General features: G+C 67.4%; 36 protein-coding genes. 3 read left to right on the top strand and 33 right to left on the bottom strand.

From position 1 onward, the window contains the following. Positions 1-47: 47 nt before the first annotated feature. From ACLF6P_RS22170 to ACLF6P_RS22020, 31 genes are all read right to left on the bottom strand, one after another. Positions 48-1070, bottom strand: coding sequence for a DNA-directed RNA polymerase subunit alpha (locus ACLF6P_RS22170; protein WP_415952381.1), 1023 nt, complete (start codon positions 1068-1070; stop codon positions 48-50). Positions 1071-1214: 144 nt separating this feature from the next. Then, the gene (gene rpsK / locus ACLF6P_RS22165) at positions 1215-1619 is read right to left on the bottom strand and encodes a 30S ribosomal protein S11 (protein ID WP_003948617.1); all 405 of its coding nucleotides are present in this window, start codon (positions 1617-1619) and stop codon (positions 1215-1217) included. Positions 1620-1680: 61 nt separating this feature from the next. Continuing rightward, a complete protein-coding gene (rpsM, locus tag ACLF6P_RS22160; RefSeq protein ID WP_415952380.1) occupies positions 1681-2061 on the bottom strand; it encodes a 30S ribosomal protein S13 in 381 nt (126 codons plus the stop codon). A gap of 201 nt (positions 2062-2262) precedes the next feature. Continuing rightward, positions 2263-2376 carry a 50S ribosomal protein L36 gene (gene rpmJ, locus ACLF6P_RS22155; protein ID WP_003948619.1) on the bottom strand — a complete coding sequence of 38 codons (114 nt, stop codon included), beginning with the start codon at positions 2374-2376 and terminating at the stop codon, positions 2263-2265. Positions 2377-2436: 60 nt separating this feature from the next. After that, positions 2437-2658 carry a translation initiation factor IF-1 gene (gene infA / locus ACLF6P_RS22150; RefSeq protein WP_003948620.1) on the bottom strand — a complete coding sequence of 74 codons (222 nt, stop codon included), beginning with the start codon at positions 2656-2658 and terminating at the stop codon, positions 2437-2439. Positions 2659-2850: 192 nt separating this feature from the next. Beyond that, on the bottom strand, positions 2851-3687 hold the full coding sequence (gene map, locus ACLF6P_RS22145; protein ID WP_415952379.1) for a type I methionyl aminopeptidase: 837 nt from the start codon (positions 3685-3687) through the stop codon (positions 2851-2853). Between the two features lie 111 nt (positions 3688-3798). Further along, positions 3799-4458, bottom strand: a complete 660-nt coding sequence (locus ACLF6P_RS22140; protein WP_415952378.1) for an adenylate kinase — start codon at positions 4456-4458, stop codon at positions 3799-3801. Beyond that, positions 4458-5771 (bottom strand): preprotein translocase subunit SecY, encoded by a 1314-nt coding sequence (secY, locus tag ACLF6P_RS22135; RefSeq protein WP_415952377.1) that lies wholly within the window; start codon positions 5769-5771, stop codon positions 4458-4460. Before secY ends, ACLF6P_RS22140 begins: the two co-directional genes overlap by 1 nt. 230 nt (positions 5772-6001) lie before the next feature. Further along, on the bottom strand, positions 6002-6457 hold the full coding sequence (rplO, locus tag ACLF6P_RS22130) for a 50S ribosomal protein L15 (protein ID WP_187819701.1): 456 nt from the start codon (positions 6455-6457) through the stop codon (positions 6002-6004). Positions 6458-6459: 2 nt separating this feature from the next. After that, entirely contained in the window at positions 6460-6642 is a 183-nt protein-coding gene (rpmD, locus tag ACLF6P_RS22125) for a 50S ribosomal protein L30 (protein ID WP_005481207.1), read from the bottom strand. Further along, positions 6642-7244 carry a 30S ribosomal protein S5 gene (gene rpsE, locus ACLF6P_RS22120; RefSeq protein ID WP_415952376.1) on the bottom strand — a complete coding sequence of 201 codons (603 nt, stop codon included), beginning with the start codon at positions 7242-7244 and terminating at the stop codon, positions 6642-6644. The genes rpmD and rpsE overlap by 1 nt, the downstream gene beginning before the upstream one ends. A 43-nt stretch (positions 7245-7287) precedes the next feature. After that, positions 7288-7671, bottom strand: a complete 384-nt coding sequence (gene rplR / locus ACLF6P_RS22115; RefSeq protein WP_399202848.1) for a 50S ribosomal protein L18 — start codon at positions 7669-7671, stop codon at positions 7288-7290. 3 nt (positions 7672-7674) lie between these two features. Next, a complete protein-coding gene (rplF, locus tag ACLF6P_RS22110; RefSeq protein ID WP_415952375.1) occupies positions 7675-8214 on the bottom strand; it encodes a 50S ribosomal protein L6 in 540 nt (179 codons plus the stop codon). Between the two features lie 24 nt (positions 8215-8238). After that, positions 8239-8637, bottom strand: coding sequence for a 30S ribosomal protein S8 (gene rpsH / locus ACLF6P_RS22105; RefSeq protein ID WP_093613762.1), 399 nt, complete (start codon positions 8635-8637; stop codon positions 8239-8241). Between the two features lie 213 nt (positions 8638-8850). Continuing rightward, positions 8851-9036: a type Z 30S ribosomal protein S14 gene (locus tag ACLF6P_RS22100; RefSeq protein WP_003956452.1), complete on the bottom strand. Its 186-nt coding sequence runs from the start codon at positions 9034-9036 to the stop codon at positions 8851-8853. A gap of 5 nt (positions 9037-9041) precedes the next feature. After that, positions 9042-9599: a 50S ribosomal protein L5 gene (gene rplE / locus ACLF6P_RS22095; protein WP_415952374.1), complete on the bottom strand. Its 558-nt coding sequence runs from the start codon at positions 9597-9599 to the stop codon at positions 9042-9044. Beyond that, positions 9599-9922, bottom strand: coding sequence for a 50S ribosomal protein L24 (gene rplX, locus ACLF6P_RS22090; RefSeq protein WP_415952373.1), 324 nt, complete (start codon positions 9920-9922; stop codon positions 9599-9601). The genes rplE and rplX overlap by 1 nt, the downstream gene beginning before the upstream one ends. Before the next feature lie 2 nt (positions 9923-9924). Further along, positions 9925-10293: a 50S ribosomal protein L14 gene (gene rplN, locus ACLF6P_RS22085; RefSeq protein WP_282546403.1), complete on the bottom strand. Its 369-nt coding sequence runs from the start codon at positions 10291-10293 to the stop codon at positions 9925-9927. A gap of 113 nt (positions 10294-10406) precedes the next feature. Then, positions 10407-10688 (bottom strand): 30S ribosomal protein S17, encoded by a 282-nt coding sequence (rpsQ, locus tag ACLF6P_RS22080; RefSeq protein WP_415952372.1) that lies wholly within the window; start codon positions 10686-10688, stop codon positions 10407-10409. Next, positions 10688-10912, bottom strand: a complete 225-nt coding sequence (gene rpmC / locus ACLF6P_RS22075; RefSeq protein ID WP_030759371.1) for a 50S ribosomal protein L29 — start codon at positions 10910-10912, stop codon at positions 10688-10690. Before rpmC ends, rpsQ begins: the two co-directional genes overlap by 1 nt. Next, positions 10912-11331 (bottom strand): 50S ribosomal protein L16, encoded by a 420-nt coding sequence (rplP, locus tag ACLF6P_RS22070; RefSeq protein WP_415952371.1) that lies wholly within the window; start codon positions 11329-11331, stop codon positions 10912-10914. The genes rpmC and rplP overlap by 1 nt, the downstream gene beginning before the upstream one ends. A 5-nt stretch (positions 11332-11336) precedes the next feature. After that, positions 11337-12167: a 30S ribosomal protein S3 gene (gene rpsC, locus ACLF6P_RS22065; RefSeq protein ID WP_415952370.1), complete on the bottom strand. Its 831-nt coding sequence runs from the start codon at positions 12165-12167 to the stop codon at positions 11337-11339. Continuing rightward, positions 12167-12514, bottom strand: coding sequence for a 50S ribosomal protein L22 (gene rplV / locus ACLF6P_RS22060; protein ID WP_135332555.1), 348 nt, complete (start codon positions 12512-12514; stop codon positions 12167-12169). The genes rpsC and rplV overlap by 1 nt, the downstream gene beginning before the upstream one ends. 42 nt (positions 12515-12556) lie before the next feature. Further along, the gene (gene rpsS / locus ACLF6P_RS22055) at positions 12557-12838 is read right to left on the bottom strand and encodes a 30S ribosomal protein S19 (protein ID WP_003992359.1); all 282 of its coding nucleotides are present in this window, start codon (positions 12836-12838) and stop codon (positions 12557-12559) included. A gap of 12 nt (positions 12839-12850) precedes the next feature. Continuing rightward, positions 12851-13687 carry a 50S ribosomal protein L2 gene (gene rplB / locus ACLF6P_RS22050; RefSeq protein ID WP_415952369.1) on the bottom strand — a complete coding sequence of 279 codons (837 nt, stop codon included), beginning with the start codon at positions 13685-13687 and terminating at the stop codon, positions 12851-12853. Between the two features lie 39 nt (positions 13688-13726). Beyond that, positions 13727-14056, bottom strand: a complete 330-nt coding sequence (gene rplW, locus ACLF6P_RS22045) for a 50S ribosomal protein L23 (protein WP_415952368.1) — start codon at positions 14054-14056, stop codon at positions 13727-13729. Next, positions 14056-14706 (bottom strand): 50S ribosomal protein L4, encoded by a 651-nt coding sequence (rplD, locus tag ACLF6P_RS22040; RefSeq protein ID WP_415952367.1) that lies wholly within the window; start codon positions 14704-14706, stop codon positions 14056-14058. Before rplD ends, rplW begins: the two co-directional genes overlap by 1 nt. A gap of 7 nt (positions 14707-14713) precedes the next feature. Beyond that, the gene (gene rplC, locus ACLF6P_RS22035; protein WP_415952366.1) at positions 14714-15358 is read right to left on the bottom strand and encodes a 50S ribosomal protein L3; all 645 of its coding nucleotides are present in this window, start codon (positions 15356-15358) and stop codon (positions 14714-14716) included. Between the two features lie 17 nt (positions 15359-15375). Continuing rightward, complete coding sequence (gene rpsJ, locus ACLF6P_RS22030; protein WP_003948644.1) at positions 15376-15684, bottom strand: 30S ribosomal protein S10; 309 nt, start codon at positions 15682-15684, stop codon at positions 15376-15378. Positions 15685-16227: 543 nt separating this feature from the next. Further along, positions 16228-16770 (bottom strand): YcxB family protein, encoded by a 543-nt coding sequence (locus ACLF6P_RS22025; protein WP_415952365.1) that lies wholly within the window; start codon positions 16768-16770, stop codon positions 16228-16230. Further along, positions 16770-17315, bottom strand: a complete 546-nt coding sequence (locus ACLF6P_RS22020; RefSeq protein ID WP_415952364.1) for a hypothetical protein — start codon at positions 17313-17315, stop codon at positions 16770-16772. The genes ACLF6P_RS22025 and ACLF6P_RS22020 overlap by 1 nt, the downstream gene beginning before the upstream one ends. 384 nt (positions 17316-17699) lie before the next feature. On the opposite strand from ACLF6P_RS22020, the gene ACLF6P_RS22015 reads away from it, so the two are divergent. Continuing rightward, positions 17700-18947, top strand: coding sequence for a hypothetical protein (locus ACLF6P_RS22015; RefSeq protein WP_415952363.1), 1248 nt, complete (start codon positions 17700-17702; stop codon positions 18945-18947). Between the two features lie 29 nt (positions 18948-18976). Here ACLF6P_RS22015 and ACLF6P_RS22010 read toward each other — a convergent pair whose 3' ends face one another. Then, positions 18977-19186 (bottom strand): DUF397 domain-containing protein, encoded by a 210-nt coding sequence (locus tag ACLF6P_RS22010; RefSeq protein ID WP_415952362.1) that lies wholly within the window; start codon positions 19184-19186, stop codon positions 18977-18979. Beyond that, entirely contained in the window at positions 19183-20061 is an 879-nt protein-coding gene (locus tag ACLF6P_RS22005) for a helix-turn-helix domain-containing protein (RefSeq protein ID WP_415952424.1), read from the bottom strand. The genes ACLF6P_RS22010 and ACLF6P_RS22005 overlap by 4 nt, the downstream gene beginning before the upstream one ends. A 196-nt stretch (positions 20062-20257) precedes the next feature. Here ACLF6P_RS22005 and ACLF6P_RS22000 point away from each other — a divergent pair, with 196 nt between their 5' ends. Both ACLF6P_RS22000 and ACLF6P_RS21995 read left to right on the top strand, forming a co-directional pair. Further along, entirely contained in the window at positions 20258-20824 is a 567-nt protein-coding gene (locus ACLF6P_RS22000) for an ATP-binding protein (RefSeq protein WP_415952361.1), read from the top strand. A gap of 170 nt (positions 20825-20994) precedes the next feature. Next, the gene (locus ACLF6P_RS21995; protein ID WP_415952360.1) at positions 20995-22032 is read left to right on the top strand and encodes a helix-turn-helix domain-containing protein; all 1038 of its coding nucleotides are present in this window, start codon (positions 20995-20997) and stop codon (positions 22030-22032) included. Positions 22033-22067: the final 35 nt, after the last annotated feature.

Below are 22067 nucleotides of genomic sequence, written 5' to 3'. Positions count from 1 at the left end.
AGCCGAAGCGGACCCGCAGCAAGAATCAGACCCTGCGGCCCGAGCTCTCAGTACTGCTCGGTCTCGACGAACCCGGCGTCGGCGTCGTCGTCGGCGCCGAAGGCGTCCGCGGCGGCGGTCGGGTCGAAGCCGGGAGGCGAGTCCTTGAGCGCCAGGCCCATACCCGCAAGCTTCGCCTTGACCTCGTCGATCGACTTCGCACCGAAGTTGCGGATGTCGAGCAGGTCGGCCTCGGAGCGGGCGACGAGCTCACCCACGGAGTGGATGCCCTCGCGCTTGAGGCAGTTGTACGAGCGGACCGTGAGCTCCAGCTCCTCGATCGGCAGCGCCAGGTCGGCGGCCAGGGCGGCGTCCGTCGGGGACGGGCCCATGTCGATGCCCTCGGCGTCGATGTTGAGCTCGCGCGCCAGACCGAACAGCTCGACCAGGGTCTTGCCGGCGGACGCCATGGCGTCACGCGGGCGCATGGCCTGCTTGGTCTCGACGTCGACGATCAGCTTGTCGAAGTCGGTGCGCTGCTCGACTCGGGTCGCCTCGACCTTGTAGGTGACCTTGAGAACCGGCGAGTAGATGGAGTCGACCGGGATACGGCCGATCTCCTGGCCCACCTGCTTGTTCTGGACGGCGGAGACGTAGCCGCGACCGCGCTCGACGGTCAGCTCCATCTCCAGCTTGCCCTTGCCGTTGAGCGTGGCGAGCACCAGGTCGGGGTTGTGCACCTCGACACCGGCCGGCGGGGCGATGTCAGCAGCGGTGACCAGGCCGGGACCCTGCTTGCGCAGGTACATCACGACCGGCTCGTCGTGCTCCGAGGAGACGACCAGCTGCTTGATGTTCATGATGAGGTCGGTGACGTCCTCCTTGACGCCCGGCACGGTGGTGAACTCGTGCAGGACACCGTCGATGCGGATGGACGTGACGGCCGCACCCGGGATCGAGGAGAGGAGCGTACGACGGAGGCTGTTGCCGAGGGTGTAGCCGAAGCCCGGCTCCAGCGGCTCGATCACGAACCGGGAGCGGAACTCGTCGACGACCTCTTCGGTCAGCGAGGGGCGCTGAGCGATCAGCATGAAGTGATTCCTTCAGTCGGGGGCACCCACTATTTGATGCCCGACAGAAACCGCGCCCGAAGGACGCGGGGTATTTCAAGGGTACGGGCGATACGGCACCGAAGCGCCGTACCGCCCGAAATCCTCAGCTCAAACAGCCGTGCGTCAGACGCGACGACGCTTGGGCGGACGGCAGCCGTTGTGCGGCGTGGGGGTGACGTCCTGGATCGAGCCGACCTCGAGGCCGGTGGCCTGGAGGGAGCGGATCGCGGTCTCACGGCCGGAGCCGGGACCCTTGACGAAGACGTCGACCTTGCGCATGCCGTGCTCCTGCGCGCGGCGGGCGGCCGACTCGGCGGCCATCTGCGCGGCGAACGGCGTGGACTTGCGCGAGCCCTTGAAGCCGACGTGGCCGGCGGAGGCCCAGGAGATCACGTTGCCGGTCGGGTCCGTGATGGACACGATCGTGTTGTTGAACGTGCTCTTGATGTGCGCGTGGCCGTGAGCGACGTTCTTCTTTTCCTTGCGGCGCACCTTCTTGGCAGCGCCCTGACGACCCTTGGGGGGCATCTCTTACTCCTACGGGGAGGTGGTCGGTCCTACAGACAGCTGGTGGACCGCTGGCTGCGGACTACTTCTTGCCCGGCTTCTTCTTGCCGGCGATGGCGCGACGCGGGCCCTTGCGGGTACGGGCGTTCGTGCTCGTGCGCTGACCGTGCACGGGCAGGCCACGGCGGTGACGCAGACCCTGGTAGCAGCCGATCTCGACCTTGCGGCGGATGTCGGCCTGCACCTCGCGACGGAGGTCACCCTCGGTCTTGAAGTTGTTGTCGACGTACTCGCGGATCTTGACCAGCTCCTCCTCGGAGAGGTCGCGAACGCGGGTGTTCGGGTTGACGCCGGTCTCGGCCAGCGCCTTCTGCGAAAGGGTCCGGCCGATGCCGAACACGTAGGTGAGAGCGACCTCCACACGCTTGTCGCGCGGGATGTCAACACCGGAAACGCGTGCCATTGAATGGCTCCAGTTTGATCTTCGGAGGTCTGCCGCAGGACCGCTCCCGGCTGCCGTCCCCGCCGCGTGCGGCGGATCGGTACATGCCGGGTCCCCGGCCTCCGAACCGGGGGTGTCGCCCTCCATCACTGAAGAGGGACGGGACCTGCGTAATAACTGTTCAGCTTGCGTCGCGCGATGATCTGCGGGTGCAGACCTGCGTCAGCCCTGGCGCTGCTTGTGGCGCGGGTTGTCGCAGATGATCATGACTCGGCCGTGACGGCGAATCACCCTGCACTTGTCGCAGATCTTCTTGACGCTCGGCTTGACCTTCATGGGGTGAGGTTCTCCGGGTCAGTGCCACCACCCCGCGCGGATGCGGGGCACAGGCAAGATCTACTTGTAGCGGTAGACGATCCGGCCACGCGTCAGGTCGTACGGAGACAGCTCCACCACGACCCGGTCGTCAGGGAGGATGCGGATGTAGTGCATGCGCATCTTGCCGCTGATGTGTGCCAGGACCTGGTGGCCGTTCTGGAGCTCGACCTTGAACATGGCGTTCGGAAGAGACTCGACGACAGTGCCCTCGATCTCGATGGCACCTTGCTTCTTGGCCACGCTTAGCCCTTCGAATCGACTACCTTGATCGGCCCCGCTGCCCCAGCCTGCGGACTGCAGGCATGAGGATGCACGAGAGCCGACGAGTCAGTCTACGTCAGAGGCTCCGGAAAAACGAATCCGGGAATTGTGCCCCGACGCGACGATCGTTATGCACGCTCCGGGAAGCCCTTCATCCCAACGGCGAGCCGGTCATCCCAACGGATCCGGGGCCGCGGTGATCCCCATCTCGGCCAGCTTGGCCTTGCCGCCGTCGGGAGCGGTGAGCACCAGGGGGCCCGCCTCGGTGACGGCCACGGAGTGCTCCCAGTGCGAGGACCACGTGCCGTCCGTCGTGATGACGGTCCAGTCGTCCTCCAGGACCTCGGTACGGGGCGTCCCGAGCGAGACCATCGGCTCGATGGCGAGACAGAAACCGGGCACCAGCTTCGGCCCGCGGCCACGGCGGCGCTCCACGTAGTTCAGGAGGTGCGGCTCCATGTGCATCTGGGTGCCGATGCCGTGACCGCCGTAGTCCTCGATGATCCCGTACTTGCCGGTCGACGGGCGCGGCTGGCGGCGGATGTACTGCTCGATGGCCTTGGAGACGTCGACCAGGCGGTTGCCCTGCTTCATGGCCGCGATACCGGCCCACATCGACTCCTCGGTGACCCGGGAGAGCTCGATCAGCTCGGGCGCGTGCCCGGAGCCCACGAAAGCGGTGTACGCCGCATCGCCGTGCCAGCCGTCGACGATCGCGCCGGCGTCGATGGAGATGATGTCGCCGTCGGCGAGGACCACCTCGTCGCTCGGGATGCCGTGGACCACGACTTCGTTCTTCGAGGTGCAGATCGTGGCCGGGAAGCCGCCGTAGCCGAGGAAGTTGGACTTGGCGCCGTGCTCGTCGAGCACCTTGCGCGCGGCCTCGTCGAGGTCCTTCGTGGTCGCGCCCGGCACGGCCGCCTCACGGGTGGCCTTGTGGATCGCGGCGACGACCAGGCCGGCCTCGCGCATCTTGGCGAGCTGCTCGGGGGTCTTGATCTCCACCATGGCCGGCATCGCTCCGTATCTGAAAATTCCGGGGTAAAGGCTGTGTACTGACACAACACTACGGCCGCGGCACCCCTGGGGGCACCGCGGCCGCAGCCGAGCTCAACGCTCTCAGTCTGATGTGCCCTTGCGCAGGGCGTTCATCGCGCGTTCGGTCACCTCGGCGACCTCGCCGAGCGCGGAGATCGTCACGACCAGGCCCTGGGACCGGTAGTGGTCGATGATCGGCTCGGTCTCGCTGTGGTAGACCTCGAGGCGTCGGCGGACCGTCTCCTCGCTGTCGTCACCGCGCTGGTACAGCTCGCCGCCGCAGACATCGCAGACGCCCTCGGTCTTCGGCTTCTTGTACTCGACGTGGAAGACGTGCGCTGATTCGTTGCGGCAGGTCCGTCGGCCGGCGATGCGCTTGACGATCTCGTCCTCGGGGACCTCCAGGTCGAGCACCGCGTCCAGCTGCTGGCCGTCGAGCTTGAGCGCCTCGTCCAGGGCCTCGGCCTGCGAGACGTTGCGCGGGAAGCCGTCGAGCAGGAAGCCACCCTCGGCGTCGGGCTGTGCCATGCGGTCCTTGGCCATCCCGATGGTGACCTCGTCCGGCACCAGGTTGCCCGCGTCCATGTAGGACTTGGCCTTCAGGCCGAGCTCGGTGCCCTGGCTGATGTTGGCGCGGAAGAGGTCGCCCGTGGAGATGTGCGGGATCGACAGGTTCTCGGCGAGGAACGCGGCCTGCGTTCCCTTGCCCGCACCGGGCGGTCCGACGAGGACGATACGCATCAGCGGAGGAACCCTTCGTAATTACGCTGCTGGAGCTGGCTCTCGATCTGCTTCACGGTCTCCAGACCCACACCCACGATGATCAGGATGCTCGTCCCGCCGAACGGGAAGTTCTGGTTCGCACCGAGAGGTGCCAACGCCATCGTCGGCACAAGAGCGATCAGGCCCAGGTACAGCGATCCCGGCCAAGTGATGCGGTTGAGCACGTAGCTCAGGTACTCGGCGGTGGGACGCCCTGCCCGGATGCCCGGGATGAAGCCACCATACTTCTTCATGTTGTCGGCGACTTCTTCCGGGTTGAACGAGATCGCCACGTAGAAGAAGGCGAAGAACACGATCAGAACGAAGTACGTGGCGATGTAGATCGGGCCGTCGGGCTGGATGAAGTGCGCTTCGATCCAGCGCTTCCACCCGGAGTCGCCACCAGCGAACTGTGCCACGAGAGCCGGGATGTAGAGCAGCGAGGAGGCGAAGATCACAGGGATGATGCCCGCCTGGTTGACCTTCAGCGGGATGTACGTCGACGTACCGCCGTAGGACCTGCGGCCGATCATGCGCTTCGCGTACTGCACGGGGATCCGTCGCTGGGCCTGCTCCACGAACACGACCAGGGCGACCATCGCGAGACCGACGGCGATGACGATGCCGAACTCGATCCAGCCGTCGGCCATCGAGCCCTCTTCCTTGATGGCCCACAGGGCGCCGACGAAACCGGCGGCGATGGAGATGAACATCAGGATGGACATGCCGTTGCCGATGCCGCGGTCGGTGATGAGCTCACCGAGCCACATGACGACGGCCGTACCGGCGGTCATCGTGAGCACCATCAGCATGGTGGTGAAGATCGACTGGTCGGGCACGATCTGGTTGCCGACCGGACAGCTGCCGAACAGCGCGCCGCTGCGGGCGGTGGCGACGAGGCCGGTGCCCTGGAGGACGGCGAGCGCGACCGTCAGATAACGCGTGTACTGCGTGATCTTCGCCGTGCCCGTCTGGCCCTCCTTCTTGAGGGCTTCCAGACGCGGGATGACCACGGTCAGCAGCTGCAGGATGATGCTCGCTGTGATGTACGGCATGATGCCGAGCGCGAAGATCGTGATCTGCAGCAGGGCGCCACCGCTGAACATGTTGACAAGACCGAACAGACCACTGTTGGTGTTGGCCTGGTCGATACAGATCTGCACGTTCTCGTAGGACACCCCCGGGATCGGGATGTGTGCACCGAGCCGGTAGATGACGATGATGCCGAGCGTGAAGAGCAGCTTCTTGCGCAGGTCGGGCGTCTTGAACGCCCGGGCGAACGCGGTGAGCACGGTGCCTCCTGCGACCCCCGCGCGCGTGCGTCAGAGGTGACGGTCTTGAGGTTCGACGAATAACGAAAAGTACAACTGAGGCAAGAGCCGCACGGTTCCCCAGCAGTGCAACTGACCGTGCGGAAGCATTAACGCACGCCACCTTACCGGCGACTACCGCCCCCTAGGAACGACCAACCGGGGATGCCCCTTTTGTGGGCATCCCCGGTGGGATCGTCAAGTCAGCAAGCTCACACGAGCTCGGTGACGGTGCCGCCGGCGGCGGCGATCTTCTCCTTGGCGGAGCCGGAGACGGCGTCGACCGTCACCTGCAGCGCCACGGAGATCTCGCCCTGGCCGAGGACCTTGACGAGGCTGTTCTTGCGCACGGCGCCCTTGGCGACCAGGTCCTCGACCGTGACCTCGCCACCCTCGGGGTAGAGCGAAGCCAGCTTGTCCAGGTTGACGACCTGGAACTCGGTCTTGAACGGGTTCTTGAAGCCCTTCAGCTTCGGAAGACGCATGTGGAGGGGCATCTGGCCACCCTCGAAGCGCTCCGGAACCTGGTAACGGGCCTTCGTACCCTTGGTACCGCGACCTGCCGTCTTACCCTTCGACGCCTCACCACGACCGACACGGGTCTTGGCGGTCTTGGCGCCCGGGGCCGGACGGAGGTTGTGGATCTTGAGCGGGTTCTGCTCACCCATGATCAGTCGACCTCCTCGACCGTCACGAGGTGGCGGACGGTGTGCACCATGCCGCGGAACTCGGGGCGGTCCTCCTTGACGACCTGCGTGTTGATGCCCTTGAGACCAAGGGAACGCAGGGTGTCACGGTGGTTCTGCTTGCTGCCGATGTACGACTTCGTCTGCGTGATCTTGAGCTGTGCCATTACGCACCTGCCCCTGCACGCGCACGCAGCAGAGCCGCGGGGGCGACGTCCTCGAGGGGCAGGCCACGGCGAGCCGCGACTTCCTCGGGACGCTGCAGGCCCTTGAGGGCCTCCACGGTCGCGTGGACGATGTTGATCTGGTTGTCGGAGCCGAGCGACTTCGACAGGATGTCGTGGATACCGGCGCACTCGAGCACAGCACGCACCGGACCACCGGCGATAACACCGGTACCCGGGGACGCGGGCTTGAGCAGCACGACGCCGGCAGCCTTCTCACCCTGGATGGGGTGCGGGATGGTGCCCTGGATACGGGGGACCTTGAAGAAGTGCTTCTTGGCCTCCTCCACACCCTTGGCGATGGCGGCCGGCACCTCCTTGGCCTTGCCGTAACCGACACCCACGGTGCCGTCACCGTCGCCCACCACGACCAGCGCGGTGAAGCTGAAGCGACGACCACCCTTCACAACCTTGGCGACGCGGTTGATCGCGACAACGCGCTCAACGTACGCGGTCTTCTCGGCGGCAGCGCCACCGTCGCGACCCTTCCGGTCCCGCCGCTCGCCGCCACCGGCACCGCCACTGCGGCGCTGGGGTCCAGCCATTGGAATTACCTCTCTCTGTTTCCGCTAGCTACGGAAGCAGGACTCAGAACTTGAGTCCGGCCTCGCGGGCGGCGTCCGCCAGGGCGGCGATGCGCCCGGCGTACTGGTTACCACCACGGTCGAATACGACAGCCTCGACACCGGCGGCCTTGGCGCGCTCGGCGACCAGGGCGCCGACCTGCTTGGCCTGCGAGGACTTGTCGGCCTCGCCGCCGCGGATCGTGGTGTCCAGGGTCGACGCCGACGCCAGGGTGTGACCCTTGATGTCGTCGATGACCTGGGCCACGATGTGGCGGTTCGAACGCGTCACGACCAGGCGCGGACGCTCAGCCGTACCCGAGATGTGCTTGCGGATACGGATGTGACGGCGCTTGATGGCAGCACGCTTGTAAGCGTCGCCCTTAGCGATCTTCGTGCCGTATGCCATGGCTTACTTACCCGCCTTTCCGACCTTGCGGCGGATGACTTCGCCCTCGTACTTGACACCCTTGGCCTTGTACGGGTCGGGCTTGCGCAGCTTGCGGATGTTGGCCGCAACCTCGCCGACCTTCTGCTTGTCGATGCCCTCGACCGAGAACTTGGTCGGCGACTCGACCTTGAACGAGATGCCCTCGGGCGCCTCGACCAGGATCGGGTGGCTGTAGCCGAGCGAGAACTCCAGGTTGGAGCCCTTCGCCAGGACGCGGTAACCGACACCGCTGATCTCGAGCTTCTTCACGTAACCCTGGGTCACGCCGGTGATCATGTTCGCCACCAGCGTGCGGGACAGGCCGTGCAGGGCCTTGTTCTGACGCTCGTCGTTCGGGCGGGTGACGTTCAGAACGCCGTCCTCGCCCTTAGCGATCTCGATCGGAGCCGCAATGGTGTGGCTCAGGGTGCCCTTGGAACCCTTGACCGTCACCGCCTGGCCGTCGATGGTGACGTCCACGCCGGCGGGAACCGTGATGGGGAGCTTGCCAATACGCGACATAGCTGTTTCCTCCGTTCCCTTCCGTTACCAGACGTAGGCGAGGACTTCTCCGCCTACGCCCTTCTTGCCGGCCTGCTTGTCGGTCAGGAGACCGTGCGACGTGGAGATGATCGCCACGCCGAGGCCACCGAGAACCTTGGGCAGGTTGGTGGACTTCGCGTAAACCCGGAGACCGGGCTTGGAGATCCGCTTGATGCCCGCGATGGAGCGCTCACGGTTCGGACCGAACTTCAGCTCGAGGACGAGGTTCTTGCCGACCTCGGCGTCCTCGGTCTTCCAGCCGGTGATGTAGCCCTCCTGCTGGAGGATCTCCGCGATGTGGGACTTGATCTTGCTGTGCGGCATCGACACCGAGTCGTGGTACGCCGAGTTCGCATTCCGCAGACGCGTCAGCATGTCTGCGATCGGATCAGTCATGGTCATGAATTGGCCTTCGGCCTCTCTCGCCGGGGTTTCCTGTATGCGCCATCCCTCTCCCCGCACAGAGGCGGGACGGGTGCGGCACGGGGACCTACGGCGTAGTAAGTCGTCAAAGGGCGGCAGACGCCCAACCCCACAAGCCTACGGCATGCGGAGGAGGGGTCTGCCGTCCAGAGTGCTTACCGAGAGCGCCTGGAAATCCCGAGGATTCGGGGTTTACCAGGAGCTCTTGGTCACGCCCGGCAGCTCGCCACGGTGAGCCATCTCACGAAGGCACACGCGGCAGAGGCCGAACTTGCGGTACACGGAGTGCGGGCGGCCACAGCGCTGGCAGCGGGTGTAGGCACGCACACCGAACTTGGGCTTACGAGCAGCCTTGGCAATCAGAGCCTTCTTCGCCATCTCGCTCACGCCTCCTTGAACGGGAAGCCGAGGTGACGCAGAAGGGCACGGCCCTCGTCGTCGTTGGTCGCCGTGGTGACCACGGTGATGTCCATACCCCGGACGCGGTCGATCTTGTCCTGGTCGATCTCGTGGAACATGACCTGCTCGGTGAGACCGAAGGTGTAGTTGCCACGGCCGTCGAACTGCTTGGGAGACAGACCACGGAAGTCGCGGATGCGCGGCAGCGCGAGCGACAGGGTGCGGTCCAGGAACTCCCACATGCGGTCGCCACGGAGCGTGACGTGGGCACCGATCGGCTGACCCTCGCGCAGCTTGAACTGCGCGATGGACTTGCGGGCCTTGGTGATGGCCGGCTTCTGACCGGTGATCGTGGTCAGGTCACGGACGGCACCGTCCATGAGCTTCGAGTCACGGGCGGCGTCGCCGACACCCATGTTGACCACGATCTTGACGAGGCCCGGGACCTGCATGACGTTCTCGTACGAGAACTCCTCACGCAGCTTGCCGGCGATCTCCTCGCGGTACTTCGTCTTCAGACGCGGAGTGGTGGTGGTCGTCATCAGATGTCCTCACCCGTCCGCTTGGCAACGCGGATCTTGTTGCCTTCGTCGTCGAAGCGGTAACCGACGCGGGTCACGACCTTGTTGCCGTCCTTCTCCACGACCAGCTGGACGTTGGAGACGTGGACGGGCGCCTCGGTGGTGATGATGCCGCCGGCCTGCGAACCGCTGGCGGTCGGCCCGGCCTTGGTGTGCTTCTTGACCCGGTTGACACCCTCGACCAGGACACGGTCCTCGCGGGGGTAGGCCGCGATGACCTTGCCCTGCTTGCCCTTGTCCTTACCGGTGATGACCTGGACCAGGTCGCCCTTCTTGATCTTCATGCTTACAGCACCTCCGGCGCGAGCGAGATGATCTTCATGAACTTCTTCTCGCGCAGCTCACGGCCCACGGGGCCGAAGATACGGGTGCCGCGAGGGTCGCCGTCGTTCTTCAGAACAACGGCGGCGTTCTCGTCGAAGCGGATGTACGAGCCGTCCGGACGGCGGCGCTCCTTGACGGTGCGAACGATGACCGCCTTGACGACGTCACCCTTCTTCACATTGCCGCCGGGGATCGCGTCCTTGACGGTGGCGACGATGACGTCACCGATGCCCGCGTAGCGGCGACCCGAGCCACCGAGAACACGGATGCAAAGGATCTCCTTCGCACCGGTGTTGTCGGCGACCTTGAGTCGCGACTCCTGCTGGATCACGTCTATCTCCTGTTTGTCTGCCGGTTCCCCCGGGGCAGTCGCGTGAACTGCCCCGGGAGCCTGGCGGAACTACCTCCGGGGGGCCCCTGAACTTTTTCCAGGGCCCCGGAGAATTACTTGGCCTTCTCGAGGATCTCGACGACGCGCCAACGCTTGGTCGCCGACAGCGGACGCGTCTCCATCAGGAGGACGCGGTCGCCGACGCCGGCAGCGTTCTGCTCGTCGTGCGCCTTGAGCTTGTTCGTACGGCGGATGACCTTGCCGTACAGCGCGTGCTTGACGCGGTCCTCGACGGCGACGACGACGGTCTTGTCCATCTTGTCGCTGACGACGAGACCCTCGCGGGTCTTGCGGAAGCCGCGGGCGGTGTCTTCAGTCACAGTCTTCTCGCTCATCAGGCGTTCTCCACCGTCTCGATGCCGAGCTCACGCTCACGCATGAGGGTGTAGATCCGGGCGATGTCCTTGCGGACCGCCTTGAGACGGCCGTGGTTCTCGAGCTGTCCCGTGGCCGCCTGGAAGCGGAGGTTGAACAGCTCTTCCTTGGCCTCGCGGAGCTTGGCGACAAGCTCCTCGTTGCCCAGCTCGCGCAGCTCGGACGCCTTGGTGCCGGCCGACATCACGCTTCACCTGCCTCGCGCTTGACGATCTTGCACTTCATCGGCAGCTTGTGGGCTGCGCGAGTCAGGGCCTCACGGGCGATCTTCTCGTTGGGGTACGACAGCTCGAACATGACGCGTCCGGGCTTGACGTTGGCCACCCACCACTCCGGGGAACCCTTACCGGAACCCATGCGGGTCTCGGCCGGCTTCTTGGTGAGGGGGCGGTCCGGGTAGATGTTGATCCAGACCTTGCCGCCACGCTTGATGTGGCGGGTCATCGCGATACGCGCGGCCTCGATCTGACGGTTGGTGACGTACGCCGGGCCGAGGGCCTGGATGCCGTACTCACCGAACGCAACCTGCGTACCACCCTTGCTCATACCCGAGCGCTTGGGGTGGTGCTGCTTGCGGTGCTTGACCCGACGGGGGATCAGCATGGTGGTCAGGCCTCCGTTCCGGTGCTCTCAGCAGCGGGGGCGGCGGCGGCCTCAGCCTTGGGGGCTTCGGCGGCCGGAGCCGACTGCTGTGCGGGCTTGCGGCCGCGGCCGCCGCGCTCGCCACGGCCACCACGGGCCGGGCGGTCGCTGCCACCGCGGGCCGGGCGGTTGCCCGCGCGGGCTGCGGCGTTCTCGGCGCGGACCTCGGCGATGTTCTTGACGTCGCCCTTGTAGATCCAGACCTTCACGCCGATACGGCCGAAGGTGGTCTTGGCCTCGAAGAAGCCGTAGTCGACGTTCGCGCGCAGCGTGTGCAGCGGCACACGACCCTCGCGGTAGAACTCCGAGCGGCTCATCTCGGCGCCGCCGAGGCGGCCGCCACACTGGATCTTGATGCCCTTGGCACCCGCCTTCATGGCCGACTGCATGCTCTTGCGCATGGCGCGGCGGAAGGAGACGCGGGAGGACAGCTGCTCGGCAACGGCCTGGGCCACGAGCTGGGCATCGGTCTCGGGGTTCTTGACCTCGAGGATGTTCAGCTGGACCTGCTTGCCCGTGAGCTTCTCGAGGTCACCGCGGATGCGGTCGGCCTCGGCGCCACGGCGGCCGATGACGATGCCGGGACGGGCGGTGTGGATGTCCACCCGCACGCGGTCACGGGTGCGCTCGATCTCAACCTTCGAGATGCCGGCGCGCTCCATGCCGGACGTCATCATCCGACGGATGGCGACGTCTTCCTTGACGTAGTCCTTGTACAGCTTGTCGGCGTACCAACGCGACTTGAAGTCGGTGGTGACACCGAGCCGGAACCCGTGCGGGTTTACCTTCTGGCCCATTACCGGGTTCCTTCCTTGCTGCTGACGACCACGGTGATGTGGCTGGTCCGCTTGCGGATCCGGTAGGCACGGCCCTGGGCACGCGGACGGAACCGCTTCAGGGTCGGGCCTTCGTCCACGAACGCCTCGCTGATGAACAGCGAAGAGGCGTCACTGTGGTCGTAGTTGTGCGCGGCGTTGGCGATGGCGCTGTCCAGCACCTTGCCAACGGGAACCGAGGCTGCCTGCGGAGCGAATCGCAGGACGGCCTGGGCCTCCGTGGCGTCCATGCCACGGATGAGGTCCACCACGCGGCGGGCCTTCATGGGCGTGACGCGGATGTACCGCGCCTGGGCCCTGGCTTCCATGGTTGTCCCTTCAGTTTCTTACGTGTCTGAATGCGATCCGCGTTAGCGGCGCTTCGACTTCCGGTCGTCCTTGACGTGGCCCCGGAAGGTGCGCGTCGGCGAGAACTCGCCGAGCTTGTGGCCGACCATCGACTCGGTGACGAACACCGGGATGTGGGTCTTGCCGTTGTGCACCGCAAGCGTGTGGCCGAGCATGGCCGGCACGATCATGGAGCGACGGGACCAGGTCTTGATGACGTTCTTGGTGCCGGCTTCGTTCTGGGCGTCCACCTTCTTGATCAGGTGGTCGTCGACGAAGGGCCCCTTCTTCAGGCTACGAGGCATCTCAACCCGTCCTTAGCGCTTCTTGTTCGTCTTGCGGCGGCGGACGATGTACTTGTTCGACGCCTTCTTGGGCGAACGAGTACGGCCTTCCTTCTGACCCCAGGGCGAGACCGGGTGGCGACCACCGGAGGTCTTGCCTTCACCACCACCGTGCGGGTGGTCAACCGGGTTCATCACGACACCACGCACGGTCGGGCGGACGCCCTTCCAGCGCATACGGCCGGCCTTGCCCCAGTTGATGTTGCTCTGCTCGGCGTTGCCGACCTCGCCGATGGTGGCGCGACAGCGCGCGTCGACCAGGCGGATCTCACCGGAGGGCATACGAAGGTGGGCCATCGTGCCCTCCTTCGCCAGGAGCTGCACCGAGGCACCCGCGGAGCGGGCGAACTTGGCGCCGCCACCGGGACGGAGCTCGATGGCGTGGATCGTCGTACCCACGGGGATGTTGCGCAGGGCGAGGTTGTTGCCCGGCTTGATGTCCGCGCCGGGGCCGTTCTCGATCCGGTCGCCCTGCTGCAGGCCGCGCGGCGCGATGATGTAGCGCTTCTCGCCGTCGGCGTAGTGCAGCAGCGCGATACGCGCGGTGCGGTTGGGGTCGTACTCGATGTGCGCGACCTTCGCCGGCACGCCGTCCTTGTCGTGACGACGGAAGTCGATCACGCGGTAGGCGCGCTTGTGGCCGCCACCCTGGTGGCGGACGGTCACACGACCGGTGTTGTTACGGCCGCCCTTGCTGTGCAGGGGGCGGACCAGCGACTTCTCCGGCGTGGACCGCGTGATCTCGACGAAGTCGGCAACGCTGGAGCCACGACGGCCCGGCGTAGTCGGCTTGTACTTGCGGATTCCCATTTCTCAGTCCTCGTCCGATATTCGGACCAGGGCGCTCCGTTAGGAGGCCTGGCCGAAGATGTCGATACGGTCGCCCTCAGCGAGGGTCACGATGGCGCGCTTGGTGTCGGCACGCTTGCCGTAACCGGTGCGCGTACGCTTCCGCTTGCCCTGACGGTTGATCGTGTTGACGCCGGTGACCTTGACCGAGAAGACCGCCTCGACGGCCTGCTTGATCTGGGTCTTGTTGGCGCCGGGCGCGACGATGAACGTGTACTTGTTCTCGTCGAGCAGCGCGTAGCTCTTCTCCGAGACAACCGGCTTGACGAGGATGTCGCGCGGGTCGGTGAAGGTCTTGCTGGTAACGGTAGCCGTCGTGGTCTCAGCCATCAGGCCTCGCTCCCTTCGGTGTCAGCCTTGTTGGGGCCGGCGACGAAGGTGTCGAAGGCGGCCTTGGTGAAGACCACGTCGTCCGAAACGAGCACGTCGTACGTGTTCAGCTGGCCCGGCTCCAGGATGTGGACCTGGGGCAGGTTGCGGGCGGACAGCAGAGCGGCCTCGTCCTCGCGGGTGATGACCAGGAGCAGGTTCTTGCGCTCGCTGACCTTGCCCAGGAGGGTCTTGGCCGACTTGGTGCTGATGTCGCCCTCAACCACGCCGGACACGACGTGGATGCGGTTGTTGCGGGCCCGGTCGGTGAGGGCACCGCGCAGGGCGGCGGCCTTCATCTTCTTCGGGGTCCGCTGCGAGTAGTCACGCGGCACGGGGCCGTGGACGACGCCACCGCCGGCGAACTGCGGCGCACGGGTCGAACCCTGACGGGCGCGGCCGGTGCCCTTCTGGCGGTAAGGCTTCTTGCCACCACCACGGACTTCGCCGCGGGTCTTGGTCTTGTGCGTGCCCTGACGGGCCGCGGCCAGCTGCGCGACGACGACCTGGTGGATCAGCGGAACGCTGACCTTCGCGTCGAAGATCTCCGAGGGGAGCTCGACGGTCCCGGCCTTGTCGCCTGCCGGCGAAAGGATGTCAATGGTGCTCATCGGTTCCTCAAACCCCCTTGGCCGCGGTGCGGACCAGGACGAGGCCACCGTTGGGGCCGGGGACGGCGCCCTTGATGAGCAGCAGACCCTTCTCGGCGTCAACGGCGTGGACGGTCAGGTTCTGGGTGGTGACCCGCTCGTTTCCCATGCGGCCCGCCATGCGCTGGCCCTTGAACACACGGCCCGGGGTGGCACAGCCACCGACGGAACCGGGCTTGCGGTGGATGCGCTTGGCACCGTGGGAAGCCTTGCCACCCTTGAAGTTGTGGCGCTTCATCACACCGGCGAAGCCCTTGCCCTTGCTCTTGCCGGTCACGTCGACCTTGACGCCGGACTCGAAGGTCTCGGCGGTGAGCTCCTGGCCGAGGGTGTACTCGCTGGCGTCAGCGGTACGGATCTCGACGAGGTGGCGGCGGGGGGTCACGTCGGCCTTGGCGAAGTGGCCCTTGAGGGGCTTGTTCACCTTGCGCGGGTCGATCTCGCCGAAGGCGATCTGGACCGACTCGTAGCCGTCGGAGTCATTCGTACGGACCTGGGTCACGACGCAGGGGCCGGCCTTGACGACGGTCACGGGGACGATGCGGTTGTTCTCGTCCCAGACCTGCGTCATGCCGAGCTTCTCGCCCAGGATGCCCTTGATCTGCTTAGCCATTCTCGATCACCAGACCCTTAGAGCTTGATCTCGATGTCGACGCCGGCCGGAAGGTCGAGTCGCATCAGAGAGTCAACGGTCTTGGGGGTCGGGTCGAGAATGTCGATCAGACGCTTGTGCGTGCGCATCTCGAAGTGCTCGCGCGAGTCCTTGTACTTGTGCGGCGACTTGATGACGCAGTACACGTTCTTCTCGGTGGGGAGCGGCACCGGGCCCGCGACCGACGCACCAGTACGGGTCACCGTCTCGACGATCTTCTTCGCCGAGGAGTCGATGACCTCGTGGTCGTAGGCCTTGAGCCGGATGCGGATCTTCTGTCCCGCCATGGCTACTCAGTAGTCCTGTCTCTAGTAAACGCTCTGGAACCCGGGGGTTCTGTTAACTCTTCTCCGACCCACGCGGTCGGGCGTGTCGCAACCTCACTGACGCGGATTCCCGAGGGAATCCCTGCTGGGGTTACGGCCGCGAGGACCGCGGGCGGGGGAAGAACACCCACCGGGTGCCTGGCTGAGCCACCCCACTGCACTTCCCGGAAGATTCCCGTACGTCCGCCCCAGCGCTGCCTTTCGGCAGTTGGAACGACGAGTACTGTGGGACTCGCTTCCGGTCCCCCCGGCGGGAGGCGCGCAGCATCGGCACTCAACCGAGCAACCCCGATAGTCTGCCATACGGGGCGCGGACCGCGCCAATCGGGCGCAGGAGAGTACCCCTCGACGCCGCCATGTCAAACCGGCGGGGCCGGACGGGCGCGGGGCGCGGCGCCGCTTTCGTGACGATCACCACACTTTCCGCTCGGCCCTCGCAGGGCGCAGTCGCACGGTCGCCGCCGATCAAGCCACGCAGCCTCCCCCGGCCGCTCCCCGCCACGGCTACGCGGCCGCCGCCACATGCCGTCCGGTCAGCTCCCGCAGCCGCTCGACCCCGCCGGTCGAGAGCACGCCGCGCTTCGGCAGCACACACAGGTTGTCCCCCCGGTCTCCGGCCGAGAGCACGAACAGGTTCTCGGTCTCGCGGCACTGCGTGAACGCCGCCCAGCGGGCGGTGCCGGAGGACGTGGCCGTCTCCCCGTGCACGCCGACCTCATCCACGCGCACGCTGCACACGCCCTGCCTGACCTGCCACCGGCGCAGTGCCCGCACCGCTCGCCGCAGCCGCAGCCAGTCGTAGACCGAACCCAGCATCGCCCCGAACGGCGCGAGCGCCAGAATCGAAGCCCCGTTCAACGGCTCCGGCAGATACGCGGCGCCGGCCACAATGAGCGTCACCCCGAACAGCATCGGTATGTGCTGTACGTCGCCGGTGCGCGGCCACCGCGATATCGCGCGCAGCGCCTCCCAGAACTCGACCTCCGCCACCAGGAACTCCAGCTCGACCGCCGGAGCCGAAGCACTCGGCTCGACGTCGGCCGACATCAGCGACCGCCCCGAACCGCGGGCAGCTGCGCGTCCAGCAACCCACGCAGCTCAGCGGAACGGTCCGTGCCGTCCGCGCTCACCTTGGGCAGGAACACCAGGCACGAGGCCCGCTTGTCCGCGCTGACCAGCAGGAACAGCTGGCGGGTCTCGACGTACCGGGACATGGCGGGCCAACCGAACCTCGTCAGTACGTGAGCGGTCTCGACGCACACCCCGGACCCGTCCACGGTGATCCGCCGCGCCCCCAGCCCCGCACTGATCCGCTGCTGGGCCCGGGCGGTGAGCCTGCGCATCATCAGCCACAGGCCCAGCATCACCACAGCAGGTACGAACGCCGAAGGCTTCACCGAAACGCCCGTCGCCGTCACGCGGACCGACATCGCCACCAGGGCCAGCGCCACCAGCACCAGAAGCAACCGCTGCCGCCGAGCCTGCGGCGACACCTTGGCGTGCCCCCGCAGGGCCTCCAGCCACTGCTCGGCCGTCGTCATATGCCGCAGCTCGACCCGCGCCGCACCGGCCTGCTGTTCCTGCGCTGTCATCCGACACCTCTGCTCGTCCCGCCCCGGTCCACTTCGCCGTCACCGCCGGGCAACGGCGGCGAGCGAAGCGGCGTACACGCTAGAGGAGCGGAGTCGACACGATGCGTGGGCATGACAACGCTTGCGTAACGGCGTTCGGCGCCATGTCCGCCCTCACAGGCCGCGTGATGCCCGCCCATCCGGCCCCGCACCACAGCTGACCTGCGAAAACGCCTTCAAGACGGCTGCGCGGCACCGGGTTTGACGCGCGCTCAGACCGTGATCACACCGAGATGACCAGCGGATACTCTGCGACCTCTTCGCCCTGGCTGCCATCCCACGAGAGGGCAGCCGAATCCTTCCTGCCCGCGTCGGCGATGCCGTGTACGCCGAGGAGACCACACCATGAGCACCGTGCCGCCCGAGGACCGTCCCGACGACGAGTCCGCGGACCCGAACGAGCCCAAGGCAGAAGGCGGCTCGATATCCGACGAGCGCTGGGAGTCGTTCCTGCGCGAGGCGATGGACGGCGACGCCTCCTCCGCGCCCAAGGAGCCCTCGGCCCGGGCGCGCATGGTGACGCGGCGGATGCAGGAGCAGGAGGCTGCGGGCGGGACCGGCCGCAGCTGGGGCCGGTCGCGGAAGAAGAAGGAGGCGGCGGCCACCCCGCCCGGCTGGCGCACCGGTCCCGCCTGGCAGGAGATGAACGGCACCCGTGCCCGCCGCCGCAAGGCGGGCACGGCACTGGGTGTGGTGCTCGCGGCGACGCTGGCCGTCCTCGCCGTGAAGCCCTCGCTGCTCACGGACCACCTCCCCGGCAACGACGACGACAGGACCACGGAGGCGGCCGCGTCGCCCACGCCGCTCGCGGCGGAGAGCGCGGCGCCGTCCGCCGCGCCGGGCGAGGTGGCGGCGGCGAGCCTGCCCACCCGCGAGCACCCGTGGCGCGGTTCGCCCGCCCTGCGCTGGGCCGAGGGCGCGGACGCGATCGAGCTGCCCGAGGCCAAGGCCGTGAAGGGCCTGAGCAAGGCCGACGTGGAGACGGCTCTGCGGCACACCAAGGACTTCCTGGTGGCGAGCAACCTGGATCCGGCCGTCCTGCGGGGCGAAAACCCTGAACGGGCCTTGGCTCTCCTTGAGCCGAAGGACAAGGAGTTGATGTCCGGCATACGTGCGGCGCTGCGGGAGCCGTCCGCGGACAACAATCCGTTCAGGTACTTCACCCGCTTCGATCCGGACGAGGTGCGCGTGGCCGGCGAGGTGGTCAAGGTGCGCGGCCGGATGTCGTTCTCCGCCGGAAAGTCGGGCCAGGTGAGGGTGCACGCGGACTACACGTTCGTCTATCCGCTGGTACGCGCCGAGGGGGACGATGACACGGTGGCCCGCACCATCGTCCGCCGGAAAGTCGAGATGACGGTATCCGACCCCGGACGGTGGATGGTCACGCAGGGCAAGCTGCTGCCCACAAGCGTCGCATCCGAGTTCGGCAACTCCGACTGCGACATCGACGACGGCTTTCTGCACCCCTGGTTCCCGGACGACCTGTCCCGGTCCGGGCCCACGCCCACCGGCCCCGCGATGGACCCGTACGACCGCAGCCGCCCGATGGACGAGGGCGAGCACAGGGACTGCGGCACCGTCACCCGCACCTGACGTCCGCGTCCCCGCGAGGCGAGTGCCGGTCAGCCCTCGGCGGCGTACGCCACGAAGTCGGCCCAGGCCGGGCCGCCGACGGTGAAGCGGGGGCCCTCGGCGTTCTTGGAGTCGCGGATGTGGACCGTGCCGGGGGTGTGGGCGACCTCGACGCAGTCGGGCTCGCTGTCCCCACTGCTGTGGCTGCTCTTGAACCAGGCCAGTTCGGACAGGTCACCAGCGGAGGTCTCGCGGTTCATAGTTCTCCCAGCACTTGCTCGATGAAGGCCAGTGACTCTCTGGGCGGGAGAGCCTGAGCCCGGATGATGCCACACCGCAGTTCGATGATCCGGAGTTGCTTGGGGTCGTCGGTTGGCCGCGCGTTGAAGAGCCGCACGCAGCGCCCGATCGCCGCGCCATCCCGGAACTTCAGCACCTCCATCTCACCAGTCATCGCAGCGTGGTCCTCACGGGCCGTCGGCATCACCTGAATCTCCACCTGCCGCAACTGGCCAAGTTCCAGAAGATGTTCGAGCTGGCGCCGCAACACCATCTTCCCTCCAAGCGGCCTCCGAAGCGTCACCTCCTCCTGGATGAAGCTGAGGGTCGGGCCGGGGTCGCGCGCGAAGATCGACTGTCGGGCCGTACGGGCAGCTAGCGCCCGCTCGATCTGCTCAGCCGGGAGGGCGGGCCGCCGCAAGGAGAAGAGGGTCTCCGCATACTCTGCCGTCTGCAACAGGCCATGCAGGTTGTGCTCCCAGTACGCCGTCAACTCGACGGCCCTGGCTTCCATCTCCGCGATATCCCGCACCCGTTTCGGATACCGAACCTCCGCCACCCGCTCCTTCATCCCCGAGATCATCCCGCCCGCGTCCAGGACAGGGTCCACCCCGTCCAGGAACTCGGGCTTCGGAATCCGCTTCCCCGACTCGACCTTGTACACCTGGTCCTCGCCGTAGCCGATCGCCGCGCCCAGCTCGCAGGCGCTCATTCCCAGCCGCTCCCGCCGGGTCCGGATCATCTGCCCGACCATGGCGATGATCGCGGCCCCCTGCTCGTCGTCCGGGTCCACGTCCCAGCCCGGCTCCACCGGACCGGCCGTCGCTCCCACCGCAGCTCCGCCCACCTTGTCCACACCGTCCACGCTGTCCACCGAGGCCACCTCCACCGTCCCGGGCGCTCCGCGCCGTTCCCCGCCGCTCACACAACGCCCGCCCTACCCTCACCACCCACCGGACAGCCCGGACAGCACCGGACAAGCTCCGGACAGTCACCGGGCACACACGGCATGTCACGGATCACGGTAGGCAGGCGCGGCCAGGCTGGACGGCATGACCGAGGATCTTGCCCAACTTCCCTGTCCCACGCGCCACTTCGGCGTACAGCTCTCCCCCACGCCACGCGGCGCCCGCCTCGCGCGCCTCCTCGCGACCGAACGGCTCCGCGGCTGGGACCTGCCGCCCGCCGCCGTCGAGCGCGCCGCTCACGTCATCGCGGAGTTGGCCACCAACGCCGTCACCCACGCCCGTATCCCCGGTCGCGACTTCCGCCTCGACCTGTATGTCGACACCGGCCCCACCGAAACCGAAGCACTCCGCATCGAGGTCACCGACACACGCCCCGAACGCATCCCCGCACCCCAACTCCCCGAGTCTTCCGCCGAATCCGGCCGCGGCCTGCTCCTCGTGGAGGCGTACGCGGACCGCTGGGGCGTCACAGGAGGGCCGCACCCGCGCAAAACCGTCTGGGCCCGGATCGACCTCGCACCGGCGACCGGCCTCGCACCGGAAACCGGGAACCCGTGCGCCGGTGACACGGGCGATCAACCCCAAAGGACCACAGGGAGAAAGGAACCCCAGCCAAGCCCCACCCCTCCCTCCCGCCACCCGGTCGGGTGAATATCGCCAACTCGGCTTGCGCGAGCGCCTGTTGCCAGCCCTAGGCTCACGCCAAGCGCACTCGGTCATATGACAGACCGCGCCCCACAACTCCAGACATGCGACGGCCCCCGCCGGGACGGCAATCCCGATGCGAGGGCCTGACCAACGAGGAAGAGAGAAGCTTCCCGATGGATACGCAGCACCCTAGCGCGCCCGCGCACCCGCAGTCCCCCGTTACCGCCGACGACCACCCGCCCGCGCGCCGCCCCGGCACCGCGCCCACCGTCGGCGTCCTGCACGACAACGTGCGGATCACGGACCGTTTCACGGTCATCAGCAACGATCTCGCCCAACACCCCTCGCTCTCCCTCACCGCCGTCGGGCTGTCCACGTACATCCAGTCGCTGCCCGCCGGAAGCCGCATCGACATCCGTACCCTGTCCGCCCGCTGGCCCGAGGGTGACACCCGGATCGCCACCGCCCTGCGCGAACTGGAGACCCACGGGTTCCTGCGCCGCGAAGTCCACCGCACCCCAGACGGCCGCGTCGCCACCCGCACCGTCTCCTGCAACCGGCCGGGCGGCAGGAGGAACGCCCCGCGGGCAGCCTCGAAGCAGCAACCGGCCCCTGTCGCGGACACGGACCGTGGCCCGGACGCTGACCGTGGACCGGACCCGGACCCGGACCGTGGCCCGGCCCCTGCCTCCGTCTCCCCCTCCGCCTCCACCCACGCGCCCGGACCGGCCCCCATGCGCGCCCCCACCCCCGAGCAGCGCCCCAAGAAACCCCCGAACCCCCTCCACGTACCGCACCCCGCCTACCCCTCCCCCACCCTCCTCCAGCAGGCCACCGCCCTCCTGGCCACCCTCCACCGCAACGAGCCGCGGCTCCTGCTGTCCGCCACAGACACCGCCCGCCTGGCTCCAGGAGTCGCCGCCTGGCTGGAACGCGACATCTCCCCCGCCGCCGTACGACAAGCGCTGACCGCCGACCTCCCACCCCAGGGCGTACGCCACCCCGCCGCGTTCCTCGCCCACCGCCTCAGCGCCCTGCTGCCGCCCGCACCACCCCTCGGCGCCCCGCGGCCGTCGGCATCCGAACCCGCGAAGCCCCACCCCCTCCGGAACTGCGACACCTGCGACCACGCCTACCGCGGCCCCACGCCCGGCGAGTGCCCGCCATGCTCCGCCGCCCGGCAGCTCGCGGGAACCCACCGCGGAAGTTGAGCAACTGCCGCAGCGGCCGCCGAGCCGTCCGGAAG

The organism is Streptomyces lothianensis (genome assembly GCF_047779955.1).
Classification (GTDB): Bacteria; Actinomycetota; Actinomycetes; order Streptomycetales; family Streptomycetaceae; genus Streptomyces.
This window is presented reverse-complemented; position numbering and strand designations above follow the sequence as displayed.